The 22,648-nt window shown below is 68.6% G+C and carries 21 protein-coding genes; 5 read left to right on the forward strand and 16 right to left on the reverse strand.

Annotation, left to right across the window (positions count from 1 at the left end):
* Positions 1-33: 33 nt before the first annotated feature.
* The 9 genes from PMI01_RS10345 to PMI01_RS10385 form a co-directional block, all read right to left on the reverse strand.
* Entirely contained in the window at positions 34-1,206 is a 1,173-nt protein-coding gene (locus PMI01_RS10345) for a DegT/DnrJ/EryC1/StrS family aminotransferase (protein WP_007667787.1), read from the reverse strand.
* A complete protein-coding gene (locus PMI01_RS10350) occupies positions 1,203-2,210 on the reverse strand; it encodes an NAD-dependent epimerase/dehydratase family protein (protein WP_007667789.1) in 1,008 nt (335 codons plus the stop codon). Before PMI01_RS10350 ends, PMI01_RS10345 begins: the two co-directional genes overlap by 4 nt.
* Positions 2,207-2,899, reverse strand: a complete 693-nt coding sequence (locus PMI01_RS28190) for an acyltransferase (protein WP_007667791.1) — start codon at positions 2,897-2,899, stop codon at positions 2,207-2,209. Before PMI01_RS28190 ends, PMI01_RS10350 begins: the two co-directional genes overlap by 4 nt.
* Entirely contained in the window at positions 2,899-4,023 is a 1,125-nt protein-coding gene (locus tag PMI01_RS10360; RefSeq protein WP_007667793.1) for a DegT/DnrJ/EryC1/StrS family aminotransferase, read from the reverse strand. Before PMI01_RS10360 ends, PMI01_RS28190 begins: the two co-directional genes overlap by 1 nt.
* Positions 4,020-5,048, reverse strand: a complete 1,029-nt coding sequence (locus PMI01_RS10365) for a Gfo/Idh/MocA family protein (protein ID WP_007667795.1) — start codon at positions 5,046-5,048, stop codon at positions 4,020-4,022. The genes PMI01_RS10360 and PMI01_RS10365 overlap by 4 nt, the downstream gene beginning before the upstream one ends.
* Entirely contained in the window at positions 5,045-5,569 is a 525-nt protein-coding gene (locus tag PMI01_RS28130) for an acyltransferase (protein WP_051989948.1), read from the reverse strand. The genes PMI01_RS10365 and PMI01_RS28130 overlap by 4 nt, the downstream gene beginning before the upstream one ends.
* 69 nt (positions 5,570-5,638) lie before the next feature.
* Positions 5,639-6,652, reverse strand: a complete 1,014-nt coding sequence (locus tag PMI01_RS10375) for a glycosyltransferase family 2 protein (protein ID WP_007667799.1) — start codon at positions 6,650-6,652, stop codon at positions 5,639-5,641.
* Positions 6,649-7,839 (reverse strand): glycosyltransferase family 4 protein, encoded by a 1,191-nt coding sequence (locus PMI01_RS10380; RefSeq protein WP_007667801.1) that lies wholly within the window; start codon positions 7,837-7,839, stop codon positions 6,649-6,651. The genes PMI01_RS10375 and PMI01_RS10380 overlap by 4 nt, the downstream gene beginning before the upstream one ends.
* On the reverse strand, positions 7,836-9,191 hold the full coding sequence (locus tag PMI01_RS10385; protein WP_007667811.1) for a TIGR03013 family XrtA/PEP-CTERM system glycosyltransferase: 1,356 nt from the start codon (positions 9,189-9,191) through the stop codon (positions 7,836-7,838). Before PMI01_RS10385 ends, PMI01_RS10380 begins: the two co-directional genes overlap by 4 nt.
* 305 nt (positions 9,192-9,496) lie before the next feature.
* Between PMI01_RS10385 and PMI01_RS10390 the strand changes: the two genes are divergently transcribed.
* Positions 9,497-10,756 carry a glycosyltransferase family 4 protein gene (locus PMI01_RS10390; protein WP_007667812.1) on the forward strand — a complete coding sequence of 420 codons (1,260 nt, stop codon included), beginning with the start codon at positions 9,497-9,499 and terminating at the stop codon, positions 10,754-10,756.
* A 25-nt stretch (positions 10,757-10,781) separates the two neighbouring features.
* Here PMI01_RS10390 and asnB read toward each other — a convergent pair whose 3' ends face one another.
* A complete protein-coding gene (asnB, locus tag PMI01_RS10395; protein WP_007667815.1) occupies positions 10,782-12,764 on the reverse strand; it encodes an asparagine synthase (glutamine-hydrolyzing) in 1,983 nt (660 codons plus the stop codon).
* 87 nt (positions 12,765-12,851) lie between these two features.
* Here asnB and PMI01_RS10400 point away from each other — a divergent pair, with 87 nt between their 5' ends.
* Positions 12,852-14,069, forward strand: coding sequence for a TIGR03087 family PEP-CTERM/XrtA system glycosyltransferase (locus tag PMI01_RS10400; protein WP_007667816.1), 1,218 nt, complete (start codon positions 12,852-12,854; stop codon positions 14,067-14,069).
* On the opposite strand, the gene PMI01_RS10405 is transcribed toward PMI01_RS10400, so the two are convergent.
* The 6 genes from PMI01_RS10405 to PMI01_RS10430 all read right to left on the reverse strand — a co-directional run bounded on the left by PMI01_RS10405 (position 14,049) and on the right by PMI01_RS10430 (position 20,428).
* Entirely contained in the window at positions 14,049-15,062 is a 1,014-nt protein-coding gene (locus PMI01_RS10405) for a FemAB family XrtA/PEP-CTERM system-associated protein (protein WP_007667818.1), read from the reverse strand. The two genes, PMI01_RS10400 and PMI01_RS10405, sit on opposite strands and share 21 nt — an antisense overlap.
* Positions 15,062-15,940, reverse strand: coding sequence for an XrtA system polysaccharide deacetylase (locus tag PMI01_RS10410; protein WP_007667827.1), 879 nt, complete (start codon positions 15,938-15,940; stop codon positions 15,062-15,064). Before PMI01_RS10410 ends, PMI01_RS10405 begins: the two co-directional genes overlap by 1 nt.
* Positions 15,937-17,427: a TIGR03016 family PEP-CTERM system-associated outer membrane protein gene (locus tag PMI01_RS10415; RefSeq protein WP_007667829.1), complete on the reverse strand. Its 1,491-nt coding sequence runs from the start codon at positions 17,425-17,427 to the stop codon at positions 15,937-15,939. The genes PMI01_RS10410 and PMI01_RS10415 overlap by 4 nt, the downstream gene beginning before the upstream one ends.
* Before the next feature lie 29 nt (positions 17,428-17,456).
* Entirely contained in the window at positions 17,457-18,221 is a 765-nt protein-coding gene (locus PMI01_RS10420; protein WP_238537036.1) for a chromosome partitioning protein, read from the reverse strand.
* 50 nt (positions 18,222-18,271) lie between these two features.
* Positions 18,272-19,660, reverse strand: coding sequence for a hypothetical protein (locus PMI01_RS10425; RefSeq protein ID WP_157223733.1), 1,389 nt, complete (start codon positions 19,658-19,660; stop codon positions 18,272-18,274).
* Positions 19,661-19,729: 69 nt separating this feature from the next.
* Complete coding sequence (locus PMI01_RS10430) at positions 19,730-20,428, reverse strand: XrtA/PEP-CTERM system exopolysaccharide export protein (protein WP_238537037.1); 699 nt, start codon at positions 20,426-20,428, stop codon at positions 19,730-19,732.
* 219 nt (positions 20,429-20,647) lie between these two features.
* Between PMI01_RS10430 and PMI01_RS10435 the strand changes: the two genes are divergently transcribed.
* The 3 genes from PMI01_RS10435 to PMI01_RS10445 all read left to right on the forward strand — a co-directional run.
* On the forward strand, positions 20,648-21,580 hold the full coding sequence (locus PMI01_RS10435) for a hypothetical protein (RefSeq protein WP_007667841.1): 933 nt from the start codon (positions 20,648-20,650) through the stop codon (positions 21,578-21,580).
* Positions 21,581-21,710: 130 nt separating this feature from the next.
* Complete coding sequence (locus tag PMI01_RS10440) at positions 21,711-21,908, forward strand: hypothetical protein (RefSeq protein WP_007667844.1); 198 nt, start codon at positions 21,711-21,713, stop codon at positions 21,906-21,908.
* 239 nt (positions 21,909-22,147) lie between these two features.
* The coding region (locus PMI01_RS10445; RefSeq protein WP_007667846.1) for a N,N-dimethylformamidase beta subunit family domain-containing protein at positions 22,148-22,648 on the forward strand (501 nt) is incomplete at its 3' end.

Consider the following 22,648-nt stretch of genomic DNA (forward strand, 5'->3'; position numbering starts at 1 on the left):
AAGGCCCGATCGATGGGAGGCGCGCGGGTCATCTCAGGCCACTTCGCGCGGCTCGCCGGACGCCCAGCGTTCCGCGGCCAGGGCGAGGCGCAGCGCGTCGATGACCTCGCGCTGGTCGTCGTGGGTCATCTGCGGATAGAGCGGCAGCAGGATGCAGCGGCGATGCGCCTGTTCGGAATGGGGGAGCGATCCGGCGCCCGTCCCCGCATAGGACGCCTCCAGGTGCGAGCACATGACGCCGCGCCGGGTCGCCACCCCGCCGTCCAGCATCGACTGCATGATCCGCCGCTGGTCCACGCCGTCGGGCAGGCGGACGCAGTAGCTCTGCCAGTTGCCGCGCGCCCACGCCGGCTCGCACGGCGCCCTCACGCCCGGGACTTCGGCGAGCATCCGCCCGTAGGCGGCGGCGAGCGCCCTGCGGCGCGTGACGATTTCCGGCAGACGCTCAAGCTGCCGGCGGCCGATCGCCGCTTGCATGTCGGTCAGCCGATAGTTGAACCCGCTGACCGGGTATTCTTCGAACATGACCTCGCTGGCGTGATGGCGCGCCGTATCGGGCACGCTCATCCCGTGCTGGCGCAACAGCCGGAACTGGCGATCCCAGTCGGCGTGCCGGGTCGTCAGCATGCCGCCTTCGCCGGTCGTGATCACCTTGCGGGGATGGAAGGAAAAGCAGGCGACGTCGCCGTGCGGCGCGCCGATCGGCGCCCAGGCCCCGTCGAGGCGGATTTCCGAGCCGATGGCGCAGGCCGCGTCCTCGATGACCACTAGGTCATGCGTCCCCGCGATCGACAGGATGCGCCCGAGGTCGCAGGGCAGGCCGACCTGATGCACGCAGAGGATCGCCTTGCTCCGCGCGGTGATGGCGGCGGCGAGTCGTTCAGGGTCCAGATTGTAGGTGGCGGGATCGATATCGACGAAGACCGGCGTCGCGCCGCATTGGCGCACCACGTTGGCCGTGGCGATGAAGCTGTGGCTGACCGTGATCACCTCGTCCCCGGGGCCAACGCCGGCGACCAGCAGCGCGAGATGCAGCGCCGTCGTGCAGTTCGAGACCGCGCAGGCGTAGGGCGCCCGCACCTGCCGCGCGAACTCGGCCTCGAAGGCGGCGACCTGCGCGCCCTGGCTGAGCCAGCCGGACAGGACGACCTCGGCCGCGGCCCGGGCCTCGGATTCGTCCAGCATCGGTTTCGTGATGGGGATCATGCCGACTGTCCTTTCGCCCCCGCGGTTCCGTGCTTTTCCTCGCGCCACCAGGCGACCAGGTCGCGCAGGCCGTCCTCGAGGGAGACCCGCGGCGCGTAGCCGATCCGCTCGGCGGCCAGGGAAATGTCCGCGAGGCGTCTGGGCACCGGGTTCACGGCGCGTTCGGGCTCATGCACCAGCAGCAGGCTCTTGCCGCCCATCGCCTGGACGATCAGCTCCGCCAGACGGGCCAGACTGGTTTCCGAGCCGCTGCCGATATTGAGCGCGACGTCGCTGGCCGGCGCGCACGCCGCCAGCACATTGGCGCGGGCGATGTCGTCCACATGCACCATGTCCAAGGTCTGATCGCCGGCGCCGAACACGATCGGCGGCAGTCCCGCGTCGACGCGCTCCATCCAGCGGATCAGCACCTCGGTGTAGCGGCCATGGACGTCCATGCGCGGGCCATAGGCGTTGAAGTAGCGCATCGCGACATAGTCCAGCCCATGCATGTCGTTGAAGGTCCGCAGCAGGCCTTCGCCGAAAGCCTTCGCCGCGCCGTAGAGCGTGCGGTTGGCGTAAGGATTGTGGTCCTCGCGAGTGGGGAACGACGAGGCCATGCCGTAGATCGACGCCGACGAGGCCATGACGACCTTCCGCACGTTCGCCTCGACGCACGTTTCCAGGAGATCGTAGGTGGCGTTGACCATCACCTCGACGGCGCGGCGCGGCTCCGCCGCGCATTGGGTGATGCGCAGCGCGGCCAGATGGAAAACGGTGTCCGACCCGTTCACCAGATCGCTCATCAGCACGCGGTCGCAGATGTCGCCCCGCACCAGGCGAACCCGGCCGCTCGCGAGCGAGACGGCGAGATTCTCGCGCCGGCCGCGCACCATGTCGTCGACCACGACGATCTCGCCGGCGCCGGCCATGAGAAGATGATCGACCGTACGGCTGCCGATGAAGCCGGCGCCGCCCGTGACCAGCACCTTGCGGCCCGACAGGTCGTAGAGAGGAAGGGTCATGGCGAGACCTCCGCCAGGACGTCGCGGTCATCGCGGTAGCCGATGATCTGGGCCGGACAGCCGGCGACCTTCGAAAAGGCGGGCACGTCCTTGGTGACGATGGCGCCGGCCCCGACGATCGCCCCGCGGCCGATCGTGACGCCGGGCAGCAGGACGGCGTTCACGCCGATATCCGCGTCATCCTCGACCGCGGTCCGCGGGATGAGCAGGTCCGTCGCGATGATCGGCACGTCGATCGGCAGGCCGGAGTGTTTCGAACCGAGCACCTTCGCGCCCGGCGCCCAGCCGACATTGTCGCCGATCACCAGGTCCCGCGCGTCGAGGAAGGCCTGGGCGCCGATCCAGACCTTGTTGCCGATCACGCACGTCCCGTCGAACCGGCCATGGATCATGACCTGTTCGCCGATCACCACGCCGTCGCCGATCTCGAACGTCTCCACGTGACGCAGACCGACGCTGGGCCCGATCCGAAGGCCGGACCCGCACCGCCTCGCCAGGGCGCGAACACAGGTTCGCCGCATCAGGAAATCGATAGGGTCTTCGCCCTGGTTGAAGCGGCGGAACAGGGCCATGATCTCGGACGGCGCGCAGCGGCGCGCCAGGTCCTGGGCGAACTCGATCTCGAAGGCCGGATCGGGTTGGACCGGCTCCCGGCCGTGAACGGCCCTGGCGATGCGTGCGGGGTTCATCAGGCGGCCCTTCCGTGGAGCGACGAAGGCGTCCCGCACACGTCGCGCAGGGCGTCGCAGACCGCGTCGACCTGCTCGTCCGTGATGCCGGGAAACATCGGCAGCGACAGGGTTTCGTCCGCCAGCCGCTCGCTGGCCGGGAAGTCGCCACGCCCGTAGCCGAGGTCCGCATAGGCCGGCTGCAGATGCACCGGAATCGGATAGTGGATGTTGGTTCCGACCTCGGAGGAGAGGCTGGCGCGCACGGTGTCTCGGTCGGGAACCCGAACCGCGTACACATGGTAGACATGGTCGCCGCCCCGCGGCGGCGCGGGATGCCGGATGCCCGCGCCGGCCAGGTTCCGGTCGTAGCGCGACGCGGCGCGCCGGCGCATCTCGGTCCAGCTTTCCAGATGCGGCAACTTGACGTTCAGCAGGGCGGCCTGGAGTTCATCCAGCCGATAGTTGAAGCCCTTTTCGACGTGCAGGTATTTCCGCTCCTGCCCCCAGTCCCGCAGCAGCCGGACGCGGGCGGCCAGGTCGGCGCGGTGCGTGGTGACGGCGCCGCCTTCGCCGCAGGCCCCGAGGTTCTTGCCCGGATAGAAGCTGAAACAGCCGATGTCGCCAATGGCGCCGGCGCGGCGGCCGTCCGCCTCGGCGCCGTGCGCCTGGGCCGCGTCCTCGATCACCGTCAGGTCATGGGCGCGGGCGATCGCCATGATCGGACCCATGTCCGCGAGGCGCCCATGCAGGTGCACCGGAACGATCGCCTTGGTCCGCGGCGTGATGGCGGCTTCGAGCAGCGCCGGGTCCATCGTCCAGGTTTCAGGATCGATGTCGACCAGCCGGGCGGTGGCCCCGGCATACTGGATCGCGGCCACGGTGGCGACGAAGGTCGACGGCGTGGTGATCACCTCGTCGCCTGGCCGGACGCCGGCCGCGAGCAGGGCCAGGTGCAGCGCCGAGGTTCCGGTGTTGACCGTGACGGCGTGGGGACAGCCGCAGAACGCCGCGAAGGCCGCCTCGAACACCGCGTTGTGTTCGCCCAGCACGAACTGCCCGCTGGCGATCACGCGGCGCGCGGCCTCCGCGAGCTCGGGTTCCAGCGCGTGATGCTGAAGCTTCAGGTCGAGGAACGGGATCATGAGGCTCTCCGCTGGGGACTCACCTCGACGGGATGGCCGCGCATGCTCATCGAACGGGTCGCCGCCTCCAGCATCTCCACGACCTGGAGACCCAGGCGGCCATCCGTGATCGGGGTCAGGCCGTCGTTGATGCAGGTGATGAAGTGCGTCGTTTCGGTCAGGACGGGCTCGGCGACGGACAGCCGCGGCGCCCACATGTCGCCGATCCGATAGCTGACCAGCATCTGGTAGATTTCTTCAGGGTCGTTGGTCAGGCTGACGCCGCGATCGTAGACCTTGATCTTGTCGCTGGGCTCGAGATCGTCCCAGACGATCATCTTGCGGGTCCCGGCGATCAGCACCCGCCGAACCTTCACCGGCGCCAGCCAATTGACGTTCAGGTGCGCGACCGCGCCGCTTTCCAGATAGAGCGTGATCTGCGCCATGTTCTCGGGCGCCCCGCGCACATGACTGATCCCGTTGGCGGAAATGGCGGTGGGCGGGCTGTCCAGAACATGTTGCAGGATCGCCAGGTCATGCACCGCCAGATCCCAGATGACGTTCACGTCGCGCTGGAACAGACCCAGGTTGATCCGCGTCGAGTCGTAGTAATAGATCTGTCCCAGATCATCGGCGGCGATGAGCTCCTTCATCTTCCCCACCGCGCTGGAATAGATGAAGGTGTGGTCGACCAGGAGCGTCAGGCCGCGCTGCTCCGCCAGCTCGATCAGCTGGCGCGCCTGGTCGGAGTTCTCGGTCATCGGCTTTTCGACAAGCACGTGCCGGCCGGCCAGCAACGCCGCAGCGGCGATCTCGTAGTGCGTCCGCACGGGGGTCGCGATCGCCACGGCGGCGATCTCCGGATCGGCCAAGGCGTCGCGCCAATCGGTCAGCATCCGCGCATGGGGATAGCGCTTCGCGGCGCGGGCCAGGGCGGCGGGCGACGGATCGACGATGGCGACCACGCGACAGCCGTCCGTCTCGGCGAAGCAACGCGCCAGGTTCGGCCCCCAATAGCCGTAGCCGATCACCGCGACGCCGATCATGGGCGGACTTCCTGGGCTGGCGGCATGGCCGTCGGCCGGAGATGCTCGGGGCGACGCGCGTCCCGGAGCGGCCGGGCGGGATTGCCGGCGACAATGGCGTGGGCGGCCACGTCCCGGGTGACCACCGCCCCGGCGCCCACCAGCGCGCCCGCGCCGATGACGACGCCGGCCAGGATCGTGGCGTTGGAACCGATCGACGCCCCCTGACGCACGACGGTCGGAACGACCCGCCAGTCCGCTTCCGTCTGCAAACCGCCACCCGCCGCCGTCGCTCGCGGGTACAGGTCGTTGATGAACATCACACCATGGCCGATGAAAACGTCGTCCTCGATGACGACGCCTTCGCAAATAAAACTATGAGATGAAATCTTGCATCGTGCGCCGATCTTCGCCCGCTTCTGAACTTCTACGAACGCGCCAATGCGAGTGAAGTCGCCAATAGTACATCCATATAAATTCACGAGTGCTTCTTGAGGGATCTCCACATTCAATCCAAGCGATGTGTCGTTAGTAATGGGCATGTGCCACAGGACCCCGCACTGGATTTCAGCGAATGCTCTACTGTTTTAATCGATCGCCCGGGCCCCACCCTATCGTTTGATGGGCGACGGAGCGGTCGAGACTCCGAGGCTGGTGCGACCCGTCGCCTCGGGGAGCGGGCGGCGTGGGCCCGGCAGCCAAGGCCGGACCCGCAACAGGAAGGCGGCCAGCCGGGGCGCCCGTCGCATGACGCTCAGGGCGACGCGCCAGCGCAACGAGCGCCGCTCGGCGTCCGCCAGGAGCGGCAGGCCCGCGGCGACGTCGCCGCCGAGGATCAGGGCCTCGCCGTCCAGCCACCGCACCGCCTGTTCGCAAGAGGCGAGCATGCGGTCGGCCGTCGCCTGCTCGGCCCGCCCCTCCAAGGCCGCGGACGCCTTGCGGTAGACCGTGCAGGAACCGACCAGAATGCGCCGGGCGCTCGACGACAGCGAACCGCGACGGCGCCGGTAGCGGACGAGCGGCTCGACCAGGACGGCGCCGCCCCATCCCGCCGCCAGCAGGCGTATCCACAGGTCCAGGTCCTCGGACGCGGCCAACTCGTCGTCGAACCCGCCGATCGCGTCCAGGGCCTCCCGGCGGAGGATCGCGGCCACGAAGATGTTCATCTCGCGATTCAGGACCCGCTCCAGCGAAACGGGGCCGGCCATGGCGTAGGTCGCGGAATAGCGCCGCGGCGCGCGTTCGCCCGCGCCGAAACAGACCGCGTCGCAACTCACGAACGCCAGGGCGTCGTCGGCTTCAATCGCGGCCAGCATGCGTTCCAGATAGGTCGGATCGTAGAGGTCATCGCCGTCCAGGAAGGCGACGAAGGGCGCCGTCGATGCGGCGATGGCGCGATTGCGGGCGGTGGAGACCCCCCGGTTGTCGGTCCGCAACAGGCGAAAGCGCGGATCGCCCGCGAAGCGCGCGAACGCCGCGGCCACGTCGTCGGGCGCCCCGTCGTCGACCACGATCGCTTCCCAATCCTGCCAATGCTGCCCCTGGAGCGAGGCCAGGGCGTCGCCCAGCAGGTGCGCGACGCCGTAGGCCGGCACGATGACCGAAACGCGTGGCCCCGACCTCACCGGGACGACCTTGCGCGGGACCGGGCGCTGAGCCTGTCGAACAGCACGCCGTAGGCTTCGGCCATGGCGGACAGGGTGTAGAGCTCGCGCTGACGGGCGCGATTGGCCTGGCCGATGCTCGCCCGCAAGGCCGGGTCGACGATCAGGGCGCGCAACGCATCACCGAGGGCGGCCTCGGAGGGCGCCACCACGAAGGGCCGGTTTTCGACCGCCACCATCTCCCGAACGTCTCCGACGTCCGTCGAGGCGACCGGCAGTCCCGCGTCCATTGCTTCCAGGACGGCGAACGGCATCTGTTCGGTGTCGCTCGACAGGGCCAGGATCTGGGACTGCATGATGAGGTCCCGCGCATCGGTCCGGCGCCCCAGAAGACGCAGACGCCCTCCAAGCTGGAGCCGCGCGGCTTCCTGCAGGATGGCGTTCCGTTCGGACCCCTCGCCGATCATCAGAAGCACGGCGTGCGCCTTGAGCGGCGCGAAGGCGCGGAGCAGGCGAAGCGGATTTTTCTCGGGCCGGAGCGCGCCGACCCAGACGACCACCGGAAGTCCGCGCGGCAGGTTCGGCCGCAGGCTGTCCAGGCGCGTGACGTAGTCGGCCTGCGGGGCGACGCCATTGGGGATGTGCTGGACATTGCGCCTGTCCAGACGCCAGTTGTCGATCGCGATGGCCTGCAGCGTACGCGACGGCACGACCACGTGGCTGCGGGCCAGGGCGACCCGGCGCGCCCAGATCCGCCGCGTGAACTGCCGGACGGCCTCCTCCGGACCAAAGCCGTCTTCCATGTGGACGTGCGGGCCACCGCCGAACGCGTTGACGAGGGCCACCTCCATGGCGCCCCAGTTGTAGGTCACCAGCACGTCCGGCTTGAGCGCGGCGAGCTCGGCGCGATAGAGGCTCAGCCGAGCCGCCGCCGACGACGTCGGCGGCGGCGGCTCGGCGTAGCGCACCGGCGCGCAAGGCGGGACGAGCACGGCGGCGCCGTAGTCGCCGTCGAGCGACACCACCGTATGACGAAAGCGGGCGCGCAGGGCCGTCGCCAGCGCCGCGAAGCGCACCTGGGTGCCCCCGATACTGAAGCTGGGGAAGACGTGGACCAGGTGTGGGCGATCATCGCGCCCGTCGAACCACGGCGCGGGTTCGATCCTCGGCGATGGAATGAAGGCGGTCGACCGCAGGCCGTGGGTCACCGGGCGCCATCCGGGAACAGGACCACGCGGATCGTCTGCACCAGGATCGCGAAGTCGAGCAGGATGTCGTTCTTCTTGAGATAGTAGAGATCGTAGGAGAGCTTCTGCCTCGCGTCCTCGATGGACGCGCCGTAGCGATAGTTCACCTGCGCCCAGCCAGTGATGCCCGGCCTCATGCGATGCCTGAGGTCGTAGTTGGGGAGCAACTCGCGAAGCTGTTCGACGAAGAACGGGCGTTCCGGCCGCGGGCCGATGAAGCTCATCTCTCCCACCAGGACGTTGATGACCTGGGGAATTTCGTCGATCCGCACCTTGCGGATGAAACGGCCGACCCGGGTCACCCGGTCGTCGGCGGAGGCCGCCCAGCGGGCCACCCCGTCCTGCTCGGCGTCGGTCCTCATGCTGCGGAACTTCCACACCTTGAAGATCCGGCCGTTCAGGCCGACGCGCTCCTGCCGGTAGAAGATCGGCCCGCGGCTCTCCAACCGGATGGCCAGGGCCGTCAGCAGGCACACCGGCAGGGCGAAGACCAGGAAGACCACGCTGACGATGAGATCGAGCGCGCGCTTGAGCACACGGTGACGATGATTGAACACGAAGCCGCTGGAGAAGGTGAGCCACCCAGGTTCGACCTTGGAGGAATCGATCACGCCGGCCTCGCGCTCCCAGAAGATCAGCGCGTCGACCACTTCCATGCCGTGCAGCTTGCACTCCATGAGTTCGGTGACCGGCAGGCCTCCGTGGTCGTCCACCGCTACGATGATCTCGTCCGTGCGCAGCATTTCCGCGAGCATCGAAAGCGGCGCCCGTTCAGGGGCGGGGACGGCGAGCAGGAGGTTGCCGATCCGGGGAAGGGCGTATTCCGGCGCCCGCCAGTTGCGGATGGTCTGCAAGTGGTGGAAGTGGCCGCGGCCGGGCCCACTGAGGAACCTCGTCACCGCCTCCGCGCCCGGACCGTCACCCAGCACCAGGACCCGTCGTTTCATGAACGACAACCCCAGCCACCATCCCAGCACCATGTGCAGCACCAGCATGATGAGCATGCACAGGGTGATGGCGAGCGACAGGACGCCCACGTGTCCGCCGAACGGAAGTCCCGCGGCGATCTTGGTCAGGGCGATGGTCGCGACGGACGGCACCAGGATGATCATCCACGCCACCAGGAACCGCTTCAGGATGATCCTGAAATCCTGGGCCGCGTCATTGTCGTAGAGCCCCGCCCCCGTCGTGATGAGCAGCAGTCCGGCGGTCAGCAGAAGGGTCTCCGGCGGATCGAATTTCATCAGCGGTCCGGCGAAACACCCCGTGCATCGCGGAGAGATGTTCAGAAACTGCAGGACCAGCAGGAACATTCCGCCATCCAGGCCAGCGAGGATGGAGAATCGGCGAGGAACGTGATGTCCGAAAATGCTCACGGCCAAATCCCACAGCTCTGGAACGCCTTCACGGCGGCGCCTTGTCGGAACCGTCACGGTTGCTCCAGTTAACTTCGGCGAAATGGGCCGCCGCCCTGTCGAATGATCACCTTTCGGGTCTATCGACGGTGAAAGGGCCGCCCGGCCGGGGCGTCGATCAGGCGATGCATCATTCTGAAATGCAGGCGCCCGGGGATTCTCCGCACATCCTGGACAAGTGCGCTGCTCCGAGAGGCCCCCGCATGACCCGTGTCCTGGTGTTCTCGACCCTCTACCCAAACGCGGCTCAGCCGAACCATGGGGTGTTCGTCGAGAATCGGCTCCGGGCGACGATCGCGCAGGGCGGCATCGAGGCCACCGTCATCGCGCCGGTGCCGTACTTCCCGCTGTCCCACAAATTTTTCGGCCGCTACTCGGCGTTCGCCCGGGTTCCGCGGCGCGAGGTGCGGCACGGCGTCGAAGTCTGGCACCCGCGCTACGTGGCCATTCCGAAGTTCGGCTCCGGCTGGGCGCCCGAAGCGCTCTTTCGCCGCGGGCTCGCGCTGGCGCGCCGGCTGCAGGAGGCGGGGCGGCGGTTCGACGTCATCGACGCCCACTACTTCTACCCGGACGGCGTCGCCGCCGCGCATCTGGGACAGGCCCTTCGGCTGCCGGTGATCATCACCGGCCGGGGAACGGACCTCACCCTGATCCCCGAGGAAACGGGGCCCTGTCGGCGGATCCGCTGGGCGGCCGATCAGGCGAGCGCCATGGTCACCGTCTGCGACGACCTGAGGCGCCGGCTGATCGCGCTGGGCGCGCCCGCGGATCGCATCGTGGTCCTGCGCAACGGGGTCGATCTTTGGCTCTTTCGCCCGCAAGACAGAGCCGCCGCACGCGCGACCCTCGGGCTGGACGGGTTCACCCTGCTTTGCGTCGGCGGCCTCATTCCGCGAAAGGGGCTCGACCTGGTCCTCGACGCGCTCGCGAACCGCCCCGACTACACTCTCCTCATCGCGGGGGGCGGCCCCCTGCGCGCGGCGCTGGAAACTCACGCCAGGCGCCTGGGCGTCGCCGGCCGCGTCCGCTTCCTCGGCGAGGTGGCGCACGCCGACCTGCCGGGCGTCTATGCCGCGGCCGACGTCCTGGTGCTGGCCTCTTCGCGGGAGGGCTGGGCGAACGTGCTGCTCGAGGCGATGGCCTGCGGCACGCCGGTGGTCGCGACAAACGTCAACGGCGCCGGGGAGGTTATTCGCTCCGGCGCCGCGGGTGTGCTCATGAGCCGGCGCACGCCGGAATGTCTGGTGGAAGCGCTGGACCTCCTGCGCCAGAACATGCCGACCCGGTTGGAGACGAGGCGCTACGCGGAGGCGTTCGGCTGGACCAGGATCGGCGAGGCCAACAAGGCGTTGCTCGATGGGGCGGCCACGGCCGGGTTCGAAGGCAGACACGCGCAAGGCGTCCTGGACCTGGCTCGCTATCTCCTCGAGGAACCGGAGGGCGGTGACCAGGCGGCGCCATGACGGCGAACCGCCGGACGGTCCGCGCTCAGGCCAGGGTCGATGACGCCGCGGGCCACGTGGCGGTTCCCCCGTCGCCCGGCCATGGGCCCTCGTCGCGCTCGTCATTGGCGGCCCGAACACCGGACACGGCGTTGTGCGCCAGGAAGGCGTCGAACACCCAGGTCAGCCACAGCGCCTTGGAGTGATCCTGGAGGCCCTCGACGTGCTGGATGGCCATCTTCCTCACGCGCCCCGTGTCGATCATGCCGCAGTCGCGCAGGTGCGGACTGTCCGCCAGGCGAAGGAGCGCCTGGCGCAGGGGGCCCTGGAACCAGCGCGCGAGGGGCACGGAGAAACCCTGCTTGGGCCGGTAGAGCAGATCGCGCGGCAGGTAGGGCTCCATCGCCTGCTTGAGGATGGCCTTGCCGCCGCGCGCGCGCGACAGCTTCAGGGTCGGCGGCAGCCAGAAGCACAGGGCGACGAACCGCGGGTCGAGCATCGGCGACCGAACCTCCAGGGAATTGGCCATGCTCGCCCGGTCCACCTTGGTCAGGATGTCGCCGGGCAGATAGGTCATGATGTCGGCGTACTGGGCGCGTTGCAGCGGATCCAGCGGAGCGTCCGCATTGAACGCCGTACGAACGACGTCGCCGGCGTCGTAGCCCCCCAGCGCCCTCCGGAAATCGGTCGTCAGCAACGCCGCCCGCGCCTCCTTGGGGAGCGCGGAGGACATGCGGACGTAGGCGCTGGCGGAGTCCAGCGACAGTTCGCGCAGGGTGGCCTTCGCGCGGAGCGGCCGCGGCAGCCAGGCGCCGCGCGGATAGATGTCCGCCAGCGGGCCGAACAATCGAGCCCGGACGGCCGGTGCGATGTGCGAGCGCACACGCTCCCCCAGGCAATGGAAGGCGTGGCGCCGGTAGCCGGCCAGCACCTCGTCGCCGCCGTCGCCCGACAGGGCCACGGTCACCGATCGCCGGGCCTGGGCGCACACGGCGAAGGTGGGGATCGCCGAGACGTCGCCAAACGGCTCGTCATGGATTTCCGGCAGTCGCCCCATCAGCTCGAAGTCGTCGGCGCTGACCCGGCGGACGTCGTGGCGCGTCGCATAGCGTTCCGCCACGGCCCGGGCGTAGGACGTCTCGTCGAAATCCCAGTCGCCGAACGCGATCGAGAACGTGTCGACCGGGCGCCCGGCCTGCAACGCCATCAGGGCGACGACGGCGCTTGAATCGACGCCGCCCGACAGCAGCGCTCCCAGCGGCACGTCGGAGACGAGGCGGCGCTTGACCGCCGCGGCCAGGGTTTCGACCAGAAGCTCGGGCGTCGCGGTTCCGGACGCCGGCGCGGTCTCCAGCAGGGACCAGTATCGGCGGATCTCCGGAGGACGACCGCGCCGGGCCAACAGGTAGCACCCTGCCGGCAGCTTCCGGATGGAACGGTAGATCGTCTTCGGGTCGGGCACATATCCGTAGGCGAAGAAGTCCTCGACCGCCTGCGCGTCCAAAGCGCGATCGGCTTGAGGAAGGGTCAGCAGGGCCTTGATCTCGGAGGCGAACGCCAGGGCGCCGTCGGGACTGACCTGGTAGTGCAGCGGCTTCTTTCCGAAGTGGTCGCGCCCGAGGACCAGCATCTGCTCATCCCGGTCCCAAAGCGCGAACGCGAACTGCCCCTGTAGTTTCGAAAACAGCGCCTCCCGCCATGCGCGCCACCCATGCAGCAACACTTCCGTGTCGCTACGGGTCTCGAAGCGCGCGCCTTTCCCTTCGAGTTCGCCGCGCAGCTCATGGAAGTTGTAGATCTCGCCGTTGAACACGACCGAGAGGGCTCCATCGCGGGTCTCCATCGGCTGGGCGCCGCCCGTGATGTCGATGATGGCCAGCCGCCGATGGCCGAGCGCCACGCCCGGCTGAAGATAGACGCCCGCGCCGTCGGGACCGCGGTGGGCGATCGCGGCGGTCATGCGCCGGATCAGCGCCGGATCGTATGTCCGTGACCCTTTGATATCGAACAGGCCCGCGATCCCGCACATGCTGCCTCCAGGTCCGCCGCTACCGAGGACTGGAGCTTGGCTCCGCCGCGTCGTGCGGGGCCTGTCAAAAGGCGAGGACGACCCCCGATGGCGAAAATTCTGTTCCTCGCACACCGCGTGCCCTTCCCGCCCGACAAGGGCGACAAGATCCGGGCGTTCCATCTCCTGGAGCATCTCGCCGCCCGGCACGAGGTCTGGCTCGGGGCGGGGGCGGACGACCTGGCCGACCTGCGGTGCCTGCCGCTGGCCAAGGCCAGTTGTCGCGACGCCTGCTTCGCCCCTCTCGACCGCTTTCGCCGCGCCGGCAACATGGCCTGGGCGGCGGTGTCCGGGGCGCCCCTGAGCGTGGCGCGTTTCCGGCATCCGTTGCTTGAACGCTGGATCGAGGACGTGCTGCGGGAGGTCCGCCCGGACGTGGTCTTCGTCTTTTCATCCGCCATGGCCCAGTACGTCGTCGGCCGGATGGGACCCGGCGCGCGCCTGGTGGTGGATTTCGTGGACGCCGACGCCGAGAAGTGGCGCGCCTACGCCGAACGCGCCTCGGCCCCCGCGCGCTGGATCTACGCCGCCGAGGCGCGACGGCTGATCCGCTTCGAGCAGCGCGCGCTCGACGCGGCGGTCGCCGGGATCCTGGTCTCCGAAACCGAACGGCGGCTGCTGGCGAAGCTCCTTCCGGACGGCGCCGACAAGCTGCACGTCATCACCAACGGGGTCGCCGCCGATTGTTTCGGGGTCATTCCGGACCCGAATGTCGAACCGGCGATCGTCTTCTGCGGGCGGATGGACTACGAGCCGAACATCGACGGCGCCGAATGGTTCGTGCGCGAGATCCTGCCGAAAGTCCGTGAGCGCAGGCCCGACGCGATTTTTCGCATCGTCGGCGCGGCGCCCGCCGCGCGCGTGTTGGCCCTGCGCGCGACGCCGGGGGTCGAAGTGACCGGGACGGTGCCGGACGTCCGGCCCTACCTCGCGGGGGCGGCGGTCGTGGTCGCGCCGCTGCGTATCGCCCGCGGAATCCAGAACAAGGTGCTCGAAGGCCTTGCCGCCGGACGTCCCGTCGTGGCCACGCCAGACGCTCTCGACGGCATCGCCGCCCAGCCGGGGCGCGATGTTCTGGTGGGAGCGGACGCCCACGGCTTCGCGATGGCGGTCGCGGACGTGTTGCTGGGCGTCGCGCCCGCGAACCTGGGCTCCTGCGGCCGGCGGTTCGTGCAGCGCCACCATCGGTGGGACACCCAACTCGAGGCGATGGACCGGCTCATCGCCGACGCGGTCGGGCCGCCTTCAGCCCAGGTCGCGGCTTAGGATGGGGGAAATGGCGTTGGCGACCGGCAGGGGCAGCCGCCGCCAGGCCCTTATCAGCGCGGCATAGCGCGGGTTGGTCGGATTGACGTTCGGCAGGACCTTGGACTTCAGCAATCGGTATTGATGGGTGATCGGCCGTGGCTCGAAGCCCCAGTGGCGCTTGAAGTCGTAGGGACCCGTTCCGACCTTGCTGCGCCCGAAATCGAAGGTGGTGCAGCCGCGCTCCACGGCGTGACGCATGAGGGTCCAGTGCATGAGGTCGTTGGCCCCGAGGCCGCGCGCTTCCGGCAGGCAACCGGTATAGTAGGGCATGACCCGGCCACGGAAGTAGTAGCTGAGGATCGAGCTGACGGGACGGCCTCCAGAACTCACGGTCAGGATCTCGCAATCCGATCCGAACACCGAGAACAGCCGCTCGAAAAACCGCGGCGGCAAGGCGGGCGTGCCATGGTCCCTCATGGTCCGGGAATAGAGCTGGTAGAACACCCGAGGAGAGGTCTCGACGCGAGTGGTCAGGTCGCGCTCAAAGGCCTTGCGCAGGACGGCCCGCTGCCTTTTGGGAATCTGCCTGAAGTTCTCGTCCTCCGCCGCGGCGATCGGACCCGCGAAGCCGGCATAGAGATCCGCGCTCGCGCGCCAGCTTTCCGTGGCCACCGGGACATCGCGCAACTCGACATAGTCGACCCCCAGCTTCCGTCCCAGCGTTTCGGCCTGCTCCAGGATGGCGGCGAACGCATCCGCGTCCGCCGCGAGCGGGCCGCCGCCGACGCAGAAGGCGTTCGAGATCAGCGCATGACCGAAAAACCGGCTGCGGATCTCCACCATCGGCAGGATCGCCGCCAGGCTTCCGTCGTCGCGGCGTTCGGTCAGGTAGTGAGCCCGGTGGCCGAAGACCTGGCTGGCCACCTCGCGCCATGCCGACCGGTGGAAGAAGGTGGCGCCGGGGTGATCGAGGACGAACGCGTCCCATTGATGCGCGGCGGACGGCGTCATCAAGGGTTTCCGGCCAGATGGAAGGCGCGATCTATCCGGTCCCAGCGAAAGTCGCGGGCCAGCCGGACCAGGCGGTCGCGCGTCTTGGACAGGTTCGTGTAGTGGCGCAGGCGGGATTTGAGCGGCGCGCCCCTGGCGCGCGGCTGTCCGGGGTCCAGTTCCCAGGGATGGATGTAGAAGACGGCGGGCATGTCATCGACGCGGTTCACGCGGTCGATGGCGGCGCGGGAAAGCCAGTAGGGCAGCAGCCGGAAATAGCCGCCGCCGCCGCAGGGCCAGTTGCGGGCGCCGAACCGGACGGTGGAGATTGGAATCTCGACAAGCGTCGTGGCGCCGTCGGGCCGGTAGGCGGTGCGCGGCGCGTCCGGAACGCCATAGAAGTCCCGGGCGACCGGATAGACGCTCGAACTGTACGCATAGCCTTCCTCCTCCAGCGTCCGCCACGCCCAGGGCGTGTGCGGCCCAACGCTGAAGGTGGCGGCGCGATAGCCCCGCACCGGCACGCCGGCGATGTCTTCCAGCACCCGGCGCGACCTGCGAACGTCGTCGCGGAAGTCCTCGGGCGTCTGGCTGTCCACCCGGATGTGGCTGAAGCCGTGGCTGGCGACCTCGTGGCCGGCGTCGGCGATGCGGCGCACGAGGCCAGGGTGGCGGACGGCGATCCAGCCCAGGGTGAAGAACGTGGCCCTGACGCCCGCCTCGGAGAACACGTCGAGAATGAGCTGGGTGTTGCGCTCCACCCGGGACTCGCACCCTTCCCAATCCGCGCGGGGGTAGATGGAGGCCAGGGCCTGGACCTGGAAGTAGTCCTCCACATCGACGGAGAGGCCGTTGACGACCTGGGTCGGCGCGACCGCTCTCCGACCCAGGTGGCTCAAAAGGCCCTCCTGACGCTGAAGGAGACGACGCTTTCGGCGATCCGTTCGCCGCCCGGGAAGAGCTGCCGGCTTCGAGTCCGGTCGAAGCGGGCGTCGAAATCGGTCCTCGAATTGATCTTGTAGTCCAGGCGGCCAGAGAAGCCGTACGTCTTGCTCGCCCCATAGAGCGGGCTCTCATAGGTGTGGGCGTAGTTCGTTCCGAGGGTGAGCGCGAGGTCCGGTCGAAGGCGCCGGGTGTAGGCCAACTGGCCGATGAAGGTCCGGTCGCGGCCGCCCGCCCGCAGGAAGGTCCTGTTCGCCCAGCTTCCCGAGGCCGTCACGGAATCGGTGGCGCCGGTATAGACCGCGCGCAGCTCGCCGGACCTGTACAGCGATGTCTCGCCGTAGAGGTTGCCTTCGAACGTGAAGCCTGCCGGCGCGTCCGCCGATTGCAGCTGCGTGCTGCGTTCGACGAACTCGCGGAAGGACCTGGCCACGGCGACCTGGCCCGGCTGGATCGTTTTCGAATAGGCGCCGGTCAGCTCCACGGTCCGCGAAACCTGGAGATTGGCTTCGGCCGCCCAGGTGGCGCGGTGGTATCGGCTGCCGCCCTCCACGCTGATCTTCGAACGCGGGTTCGGGCTGAACTCCAGCCCGGCGCTGGCGATCGGCGCGCTGATGCGAGCAAGGCCCAGCGGCGAGACGCGCTCGTAACCGGCGCGCGTGATCAGGCGGACTTTCGGCCCGAGCCCGACGAACACCGACTGGACCGCGTTGGCGGTCTTGTAGCCATGGTCGTCCTTGACGAACTCGCCAGAGGTCAGAAATTCGTATCGCCGCAGTCGCGCGCCGGTGCCAACGGAGCCGACCAACTGGACGATGTTGTCGTCCGCCGGCAGCGGCCGGTTGGAACCGCGCCCCTCCGTTCTGTAGAAGACCTGCGAGAAACGCGCCGCCGCCGCGACGTCGACATGCTCGCCCCCCGTCATCGTCAGGCGCGGGCCCACGGCGTAGGTGGTCAGCCGGACGCGGCCGCCGACCCCGTGGCGCTGGGTGGCGGGAGCGCCGAAGGTGGAGACGTTGCCATTGGTGATCGCGCCGTCGGCCTCGATGGCCAGGGTGTTCCTGATCAGCTGCAGGTTCGCGCTGCCGTTGCCGACCACGGACCATCCATTGAGTTCCGACAGGCGCGAATAGGCGTCGTAGGACGCCTCGCCGACGACCCGGGCCGTCACGCGGCTGGTCGTGAGCTTGGCGTCCAGGCCGAGCAGACCGCGGAGGATGAAGTCCGACCTTCCGTCGGCGGCGGCGACGTTCGCATTGTCCGTGAACACGCCCTGAACGCCCAAGGTGGGGGTGATCGTGAGGGTGCGTTGACTGGCGGGTTCGGCGGCGCGCTCGGCGGCGCGCGCGGCGCCGCCGGTCAGGGCCAGGCAGGTCGCGCAAAAGAGCCCGGCCCAGGCGCCACCCGGATGTTCTGTCCGCCGCGACAGGTCTTCGAGAACCATGTTCTGCCTTTCCCCCCGGACAGGCCGGCTCAATGCCGCCTGGAATAGCGAACGGGCGACTGCGATCGGTCGGTCTTGTTGAACACCAGCGCGACGCGCGTCTCGTCAATCGGACCGGCCTGACGATGCAGGATGCCCAGCCCTTCATCGACCTCGGCCCGCTTCGACTGGCCCATGGCCGCGACGAAGAGGATCTGGCCGGCATGCTTGGCCAGCGAGACGGTCGCGCTGCAAGACAGCACCGAGCCGGAGTCCATGATCACGATCCGCTCCTCGGTTCCGTCGTGCAGCGTCTCGAGCAGGCGTCGCATGCGTTGGCTGGCCATCAGCTCCGGCGCCGTTATGCGGGGCCGCCCCAACGGGACAGCGTAAACGCCCCGGACGCTCGTGGGGTACAGGATGTCGCTGACCTCCAGAGCCTCGTCGTCCAGGTAGTCGAGGAGTCCCAGCTGGTCGCCGAGCTTCATGCGCGTGGAGAGCTCGGAACTGCCCGTGTCCGCGTCGATGAGGACGACGCGACGGTCATGTTCGAACATGAAGCTCAAGGCGAGCCCGAGGGCCATCGTGGTCTTGCCTTCCTGAGGCGAGGCGCTGGTGATCAGGATCGTCCGTGGATCATAGGGCCCGGCGTCCGCTTCCATCCGCGCCATCATATGTCGCTTCAGGACCCGGAACTCCTCGCGCGTGCGGGATTCGTCGAAGCGGGGGGTCCTGACCACGCCGACCCGCTTCAGCTCTCCGGCGCGTGTCCACAGTTTCTGGACCAGCGGCGTCGCGCGGTTGTTGGCCGTCACGGCCCTTGAGTCCGTCGCGGCGAGGCTCGGCAGGAGCTGAGGCATGTTACTCACGGCTGGCTGTCCCAGGTTGTACGATAGGATTTCAGGATGACGGGCGGGTTCGGCGTCCCACCGCCGATTCTTCCACGCACGCGCGCCAGCCGGGGCGGCCGGGGCGGCCGGGTGTTCCATGCGGGCTCCCAGGACAGTGTGCCGATTACCGGAAGCTGTACAGCCTGCTCCAGCTCGCGCGTCGATACGAATATGCTCTGCGTCGCGGCGCGCAGCCACCCAACCCCCAGGCCGCCGCCGACCGCGAGCAGCCCGGCCAGGGCCAGATAGAGGGCGCGGTTCGGCCCGATCGGGACCGTCGGGACCGTGGGCTCCCGGGTGACCTGATACTTGCCGGCGCCGTCGGCGCCGTAGACGGCCTGCGACATGTGGGTCGCGACGCGCTTGCCGAGCAGCTGCTGGTAGGTGCTGCGAAGCACCTCGTCGTTTCTCTGCAAATTGTTCCATTCCGAAGCGACCGCCGGCGGAAGCGGGGCGGGCATGGCCCGCCGCGGCGGATATCCCCCGAGCAGGACCGGCGGTCGATACGTGGCCGCGGCGGTCAGGGCCGCCTTCTCCTCCAGGTCGCGCGCAATGAGCGCCTGGGCGAGCTGCCGGCGGGTCGCGATCACGTCTGGATACTGTTCGGTGTAGGCGGAGCGCAGGACGGCGAGTTGCGACTCCAGCTCCGACACGCGTCTGGCGGCGGCGAATGACCTTGGCGCGGGAGCCGCCTGGGCGACGGTCGCGGGCGCCGACCTTGGGGCCGCAAGGCCATTGTCGACCGCCGTGGCCGACAGGGCCGCGACCGCGGGGTGGGTTCGCCGAAATTCGGCGATCTTGACCTGCGAGGCGGCGACCATCGCGTCGTAGGCGGCGACCTGCCCATCGAGGAACTGTCCGGCCCGCCCGAGGTCGGCTTGAGCGCGATCCACGTTCCGGGTGATGAACTGGTTCAACAGCAACCGCACCAGGTCGCGCGCGCGCGCCGGGTCCGTATCCGTGACATGAAGCTCGACGAAATCCTCTCCCGGGTCTCGTGCGAAGTGGATTTTGCGCCTTAGCCGGTTCATTTCCACCTCGAAGGCGGCTTTGCCCTTCGACGCCGCCGTCGGATCCATCCGCAGCACGACCTTCGCGAGGTTGTCGTCGTTGAGCAGCGTCTTCTGGACGACGTAGGGGCTGCCGTAGCCCCCCCCCACGAGGGACATGCCCTCGGCGGTGGCGGCGAGCGGCGTCTGGCCGTTCACGTAGATCTGCCCCCAGGCGTCGTACACGCTTGGAAGACTAAGGACGTAGGTCGCCGCGCCGCCCCACAGGACCAAGGTGGTCGCGGCCACCAGCCAGCGGTAGCACCAGATCCGGCGGCTTTCTTCCTTGATGAGCGCGAACAGGGGATCGAGCATGGAAGCCATCACTCTCTCGAAGCCGGCCTGGACACCGGCGCGGTCGGTGTTGAAGGCCGACGGACCACCTCAGAACATCCGTTCGGGGATGCGGATGATGTCGCCCGGCATCAGGTTCACGTTGGCCTTCAGGTCACCCGACCGGACAAGATCCTTGAGCCGCAGCGGGTAGGACTGGTACGCGCCGTTCTCGCGCCTCAACAGCTTGGCCCCGTTGCCATTGGCGAAGACGGTGAGGCCGCCGACGTCGATCAGCACGTCCAGCGCGGTCAGCCCGGCCCGGTACGGGACCGTCTTGGGCGTCACGGCCGCCCCGATGACGCGGACCGCGGCCGAATTACCCGGCGCCGCGAAGTTCTTCACCACGACGGTGACCACCGGTTCCTGGATGTAGTTGGAGAGCGCCTGCTGGAGGTTCGCGGCCAGTTCCGTCGGCCGGCGGCCCTGCGCCTGGATGTCCGGCACCAGGGGAGTGGTGATCCGACCGTCGGGCCGGACCGGCGCCTCCACCGAAAGGTCGGGGTTCTTCCAGACGAAGATCTGGAGGAGGTCGCCCGGCCCGATGAGGTAATCGGCCGCCGTCGACACGGCCGCTGGCCGGCCCACGTCCGCGACCGGCTGGGCGCCGGCGGCTAGCGGGATCATCACCGCGCAGAGCCAGCTCACAACGCCGAGCTTCTTCCAATGGCGTGCGACGCTGATCTTGCGGGTCCGTCGTCCGGACGGCCCGCCGGCGTCCGCGGAGATGCCCGACAGTCGACCTTCCAATGCCTGCCCCTTTCACCACTGCGACCCGGGCCAGCATTCGTGTGGCGCCGCCCCAGATCTCCGCTCGCCGCTGAATGGTCGAGCGCTTGCACCTCATGAGTAAGGACACTGGGACGATCAGGACCATGTCGAATGATGGATCGGCGGCCGGCAACAAGGCGCTATTCCGCCCCCCGGACGAGATGCCGCATCACACCACGAGGACACCACGAGGACACCATGATCCCCTATGCTCGGCTCACGCCTGGGCCCGGGTTCCAGGCGCGACGCGCGCTGCTCTATTACGGACAGCGAATGGCGACGGCGCCCATGGTCCGCCGCGCCTTGTCGTTTTTCATCGCCGCGACCGTGCGCGCGCGACAGGGCGGGCCGGTGATCTGGCCACGCGACAGGACGTCTGAAACGGCGCTGGCCGACCTCAGGAAGGAGGGGCTGGCCATGCTGCCGCCACTCGTTCCGCGGGTCGAGATCAAGCGGATCGCCGACTATTTCCACGGGAACATGGTCGCGACGCCAGACGGCGGGCGCCACCCGGTCGAACAGACGCCGGCCGGCGCCGCCGTGGCGGATTACAGCCTGGAGACCGTCCTTGCGTGTCCCGGTCTGCTGACGCTGGTGAACGCGCCGCGGGTTCTGCGGATCGCGGCGGACTACCTGGGCTGCAAGCCGACGATTTCCAGCCTCGGCGTGCGCTGGACCTTCCCGTTCAGCAGCGAGGTCACCCGGTTTCAGAGCTTTCACCGCGACGTCGACGACTGGCGCTTCCTGAAGCTTTTCATCTACCTATCGGACGTCGACGCCGGTTCGGGCCCGCACACCTTCGTCCGAAGATCCCACGACACCGCCTTCGGATTGACCATGAGGGCCTACACACGGCTCGAAATTGAAGCGCGCTTTGGGGCCCACAACATAGCGACCGTGACGGGTCCGATGGGCACCACCTTCATGGCCGACACCCTGGGGGTGCACTGTGGCGACCGTCCGACCATCAGCCCGCGCCTCATGCTCCAGGTGCAGTATTCGCTGCTGCCCGTATTCGCGTTCCGCTACGCCCCCGTCGAGATCGAGGCGCCGATGGTGGACGCCTACTGCAACCGCCTTCTGCTGCGCCGGCGACCCGATACGCGCCCGCGAAGGGCCCGACCGTTTTAACCCGGCCGCCGCGGTCGCCGAGTTCGCCGGGGTCCAGTCCCCATTTCCTCCTAAATGGTCTTCGAACCAACATAAGAGATGGATCGCTTCCAGGCGTGCGGGCCAATTCAGTCATCGGATGGAGACCGCCATGACGCTCGACGCGGAAGAGCCCAAAGCCAAGCGCGGCTTCGCCGCCATCAGCCCGGAACGCCGCCGGGAAATCGCCGCTCGTGGCGGCGCCAGCGTGCCGCCCGGGAAACGCAGCTTCTCCCAGAACCGGGAACTGGCCGCCCGCGCGGGCCGCATCGGCGGATCGTCCTCGTCGAGCCGCAAGGAACCCGACTGAGGCGCCAATCCCGTCCGCGGCCTGCCTTGCGCCTCGCCGCGAGGACGCGCGCCGGTTCGTCGGGCGACGACGTCGGGCCATCGACGGGAACCGCCGAGGCGACCCCGCCATCCCACTCGAAACCCATGAAATGATACGACGGCCCCCACCAAAGTAGGCGAGCGTTTCGGGTCGAGCCGCCTTCACACAGTGATGTCACGTGGACACGACCCCGGCCCGGCGCGCACAGGAGGCGAACGGTGGCGGATAACCCGATCGTTCTTGAAAACCAGAAGCCGGGGACGCCCAGAAGTGTCTGGGACGCGCCCAGCAGCAACCAGATCGAAGGCTTCGCCACCCAGTTCAGCGTCGACAACGGCAGCACGGTCTCGTTCAAGATCAACCTCAATGTCGGCCAGAGCGCGACGGCGCCCTACCGCATCGAGATTTATCGGCTCGGCTACTACGGTGGCGACGGCGCGACCCTGGTCACCACCCTGAACGGCCTCACCGGCATTCGGCAACCGGACCCGATCACCGACTCCCGCGGCCTCGTCGACGCCGGCAACTGGTCGGTCAGCGCCAGCTGGGCGACGCCGGCCGACGCCGTCTCGGGCGTCTATCTGGCCAAGCTGGTGCGCACCGACAACGGCGCCACCAACCAGATCCCCTTCATCGTGCGCGACGACGGCGGCACGAGCGACGTTCTGCTGCAGACCTCCGACACCACCTGGCAAGCCTATAACGGCTGGGGCGGGCGC

It is taken from the genome of Caulobacter sp. AP07 (assembly GCF_000281955.1).
In the GTDB taxonomy this organism is placed as follows: domain Bacteria; phylum Pseudomonadota; class Alphaproteobacteria; order Caulobacterales; family Caulobacteraceae; genus Caulobacter.